Genomic DNA, 4,269 nt, shown 5'->3' on the forward strand with positions numbered 1-4,269 from the left:
AAATTTTTAACGCCGTTAGCGTCAGATTCACTCCTTCAAATTGAGCAAGTATTAAGACTAATTGGTATTAGATTCATTAATTTCTTATGTAGCCTGATTTCGGGGTAAGAAGTTAGTTAATCAACCTTGAGCTGAGGCTAATCCTAATGTGTAAATTGGCTGAGGTAGTTACAACAGGGAAAGCCGCTGTACTAATGTGTGGCGAATTCACCTATTTTGCGTACCGAAACGACTTTTAAAATAACAACAATACAATGCAAACGAATGAAATGAACACCACGCTGAAAAACGCGCTCAATCACATTCAAGCAAATCAGCCAAGTCAGGCTTTATTTATGCTTGAAAAATTTGCCCATTCCAACCACCCAGACATTCACTACCTTATTGGTATTTGTCATAAAGCCCAAGAAAACTGGCCTCTAGCTATTTCATCTTTAAGCACCGCGTATAAGTTATCCCCCCAAAAATCAGAAATCCTAAGCCATATTGCTAAATGCTACTGGTTATCGGCCCAATATACTCAAGCCGAAGCGCATTATTTACAAATAGCGAGCAACCTGCCCACACACCAAGAAACAATAAAAAACCTTGCACTACTTTATCTTGAGCAAAATAAGTTCTCAGCTGCTGAAAAATGGGCTATGAAAGGCCAAGGTGCCGACCGTAGTGGACAGTTTACGAAAATCCTTGGAGACATACACAAAGCCCAAGATAACCTTAATGAAGCGATAAAGTGCTACTTAGCGGTACCACAAGATGCACCAGTAGCCTTTCGAGCCATTCATAATCTTGGTTTATGTTACAAGTTACAGACAAAGTTTGAGTTGGCTATCCAATGTTTTCAGTTTGTACACACACACGCGCCAGAGCAATATGAGCCACTGTACAACCTAGGCGATTGCTACTTTGCCAATGGTCAATTTCAGCTTGCACAACAAGCCTACCAACATGCCTTAAAAGTAACACCATATAATACGACAGTGCACAAAGCACTCAATGAGCTTTATTGGCAAAATGGTCAGCATGAACTATTTGCGATAAGTATAAAGGAAGCGTTGTATACGGCGACAGATAACAAACGTGAACTGACGGAGTGTTTAGCAGAGCTGTATTGGAATACTAACCAATATCAAGCATGTAAAGCTTGTATAACAAATTCAGGGTTTGCTTCTTCATCATCTCTAATGCAGACACTTCTGGGTCGCTTAGCTGCCAAAGAAGAGCGTTTTGATGATGCCTTTCAACACTTAGATAACGCCAACAAAATAACACCTGAGCATGACCGATTATGTGAGCAAGCTAAATTTGCGCTGCAGTTGGGAAATTTTGATGTCGCTAATCAATTACTTTTAAATGTACTCAAACAGCGGCCAGACTCACAACTTGCGCTTGCTTGGCTGAGCGTGCTTTATCGGGCAACGGACGAGCAGAAGCACCAGCATTTATGCGATCCCAGCTTTGTACTTACCACAACCCTATCAGCGCCAAAGGGTTATGACAGCAATGAAACCTTCTTACAAGAGCTTGAAGCTTGCCTGCTTGCGCTTCATCAGGGAAAGCAAGCTCCCAGTGAGCAGACCTTGGTCAACGGTTCGCAAATATCGGGAGGCCTCCTAAATAGAGACATCGATATTATTGCAAAAACTAAAACACAATTATTAGCCGATGTCGATAGGTGCCTTAACCAGCTAAGTGCAGATCAAGATCATCCTTTTCTAGCTCATTTGCATAGTGAGAGAAAAATTACAGGCTCTTGGTCTGTTAAGCTCAGTGAGCAGGGGTTTCATGTTAGCCATATTCACCCTGCAGGTTGGATAAGCGTCGTGCTATACATCAATACACCCGAAGACGATAGTAACAGCGGTCTCATTGAATTTGGCCGCCCACCATTGGCGCCACCATATGATTTTCCGCCATTCAAATCGGTCAAACCGAGGCGAGGCCAGATTGTTATTTTCCCTTCTTATTTTTGGCATGGGACGCAACCTTTCCAAGCAACAGACAGTAGTTATCGCATGACGCTACCTCTTGATATTGGCATTTTAAAAAATTAATACAGAGATAATATTTTAATGACAACTAAGCCAGCTCAAACGCTCAACATCGACGCTCTGCTAAAGCCGATTTTAAATCTTGAACCACAAACTAAGTGGCCAGCACTATTAGGTAGCTTACTATCACAGCATCAAGACAATGCTGAGTTATGCTATCGTGTCGCCGTGATTCTAGAGCAAATCGAGGCTTTCAAAGAAAGTGAAGCTGCCTATTTTCAATGCCTTGAACTCGCACCAAACAATTATTTACTGTACTTATATCTTGGCAATTTACTCGAGCAACGGGGCGAAGAACATACAGCGTTAATTTGTTACGCACTGTGTGAGAGGTTAACTGGCAATTTTAAACAACTACAGCTTCCAAAGAATATGGCGCCACAAACGGTAGAACGCTTTAAAAACGCTTGGCAGTGTATGGAGCGTAACCTCGCTGTCCCCAAAGGCTACAAAGCAGCCAGATGGGTACAGTACTCCAGCACTCCCTTTACAACACCTCAAGCACCACATTTGTTCTATGTAACGGATCTCGATGCTCGACCTATATGGCCTGCTGAAACATTTTCTTGGTATCAGGAGTTTATGGATTGTGTGCCCGACATAATTACTGAGTATAAACATGCAATTCAATCGCTTTCTTCGCATTTAACCCCTTATTTATCCGGCAAAATATATGAAAATGAATTTCCAAAGCTCGCTAATAGCGATAATTGGCAAGCGCTTTCTCTGTTTAAAGATGGTAGCGAAAACCACGCAATCTCTAGTCAGTTTCCAAAGTTAAAGCAAGCACTAGAGAATGTGCCATGCTACGGCCTAACCAATACACCTTATGAAGTATTCTATTCAAAGTTAGCAAAAGGACAGACAATTACACCACACTATGGACTTTCTAATCATAGTTTGACCGTTCACTTGGCAATTGATATACCAGACGCGTGTTACTTAGAAGTCAATGGCGAACGTGTACTATGGCAGGACAGCTCTCTTACGATATTTGACGACTCGTACTTACACATGGCACATAATGGTGGCGACAAAGACCGTATCGTCCTTATTTTTTCAATATGGCATCCGGCGCTTACCTTGGCTCAGCGCTCGGCGATTCAAGGCGAGTTCAGTACTAGGAGCGAATGGAACGCTAACCTAACAAAAAGATTAATTAATTATAAAAATAATCACTAAATTAGCAACATTCGTCACGATTTGACCACAGCTCAACACAAATGGGTTGTTAACATGTAAATTTTCCGTAACTTATAGTTTGACCTTAACATTGAGGTCTCCCTGGATAATTGCGGGGGGAGTCCCCCCGTTTTTTTCTCGACATTATTATTTTCATCTCATACTTTTTACTTTCCTGCAATTTAATGTGTTACATAACTCAAGGTGTGATTAAGCTGCTAGTCAATCTATATTGATAAAAATTATGTTACTGCTCACTTTACCTCACGTTCACCTAGTATTGTTTATGACGCTCAACAGGGAGTCTGGTAAACTTACCCAAGCCAGCCTCAATGCAACTCCCAGCACAGGCACATACACAAACAATCAGAAGTAAAGTCAACTATGAATAAACCCACTATCACTATTCACTACTGCGTGCTCTGTCAATGGATGCTCAGAGCAACATGGCTAGCCCAAGAGCTGCTATCAACTTTTTCTGACGACCTTCAGCAAGTTGCCTTGGTTCCTGCGAGTAAAGGCGTATTTGAAATCTATTACGACAATACATTAATTTGGTGCCGTAAAGCTGATGGTGGTTTTCCTGAAGCCAAAATACTAAAACGAAAGGTTCGTGATTTGTTAGACCCTTCACGTGACTTAGGCCATGTCGATAAACACTGAGACACGGCATAAACATTAACGGCTTCACCTAACTGAGGGTCGCTAAGTTGGTCTGGTGATCCGTAAAAAATATCAGAACACTCATTGTATTTTATTTAACCTAAGACTGGATGAGGAATACTTTAGCTTATTGCTTCTGCAGCACATCTTCATTCTTCTCCTTGTCTAGCCAGAGAGTTTTAGGGGAAATACCACGTCCTCTCTGGCCAAGGTATCAGCAGGCACAGACTGCTAGAAAGGCATTTAATTATCCGCAGCTCAGGTTACTTAATACCAATTTTCTTAATTAAGTGGTCTATTTTGAGGCGAGAAAATCTTGTCGATAACACCGCTTCCGCGTCCTGCTCACGCCGAGGTACCTACGTCCTGTAGG

3 protein-coding genes are annotated in these 4,269 nt (G+C 41.8%); all 3 read left to right on the forward strand.

Annotation, left to right across the window (positions count from 1 at the left end; genetic code table 11):
• The first annotated feature begins 254 nt into the window (after window positions 1–254).
• The 3 genes from D9603_RS19630 (at window position 255) to D9603_RS19640 (ending at window position 3,896) form a co-directional block, all read left to right on the forward strand.
• The gene (locus D9603_RS19630; protein WP_128732577.1) at window positions 255–2,054 is read left to right on the forward strand and encodes a tetratricopeptide repeat protein; all 1,800 of its coding nucleotides are present in this window, start codon (window positions 255–257) and stop codon (window positions 2,052–2,054) included.
• An 18-nt stretch (window positions 2,055–2,072) separates the two neighbouring features.
• A complete protein-coding gene (locus D9603_RS19635) occupies window positions 2,073–3,233 on the forward strand; it encodes an aspartyl/asparaginyl beta-hydroxylase domain-containing protein (RefSeq protein WP_128732578.1) in 1,161 nt (386 codons plus the stop codon).
• Between the two features lie 384 nt (window positions 3,234–3,617).
• The gene (locus D9603_RS19640; RefSeq protein WP_125252550.1) at window positions 3,618–3,896 is read left to right on the forward strand and encodes a SelT/SelW/SelH family protein; all 279 of its coding nucleotides are present in this window, start codon (window positions 3,618–3,620) and stop codon (window positions 3,894–3,896) included.
• Window positions 3,897–4,269 lie beyond the last annotated feature (373 nt).

Source organism: Pseudoalteromonas sp. PS5, assembly GCF_004103255.1.
GTDB classification, from domain to species: domain Bacteria; phylum Pseudomonadota; class Gammaproteobacteria; order Enterobacterales; family Alteromonadaceae; genus Pseudoalteromonas; species Pseudoalteromonas peptidolytica.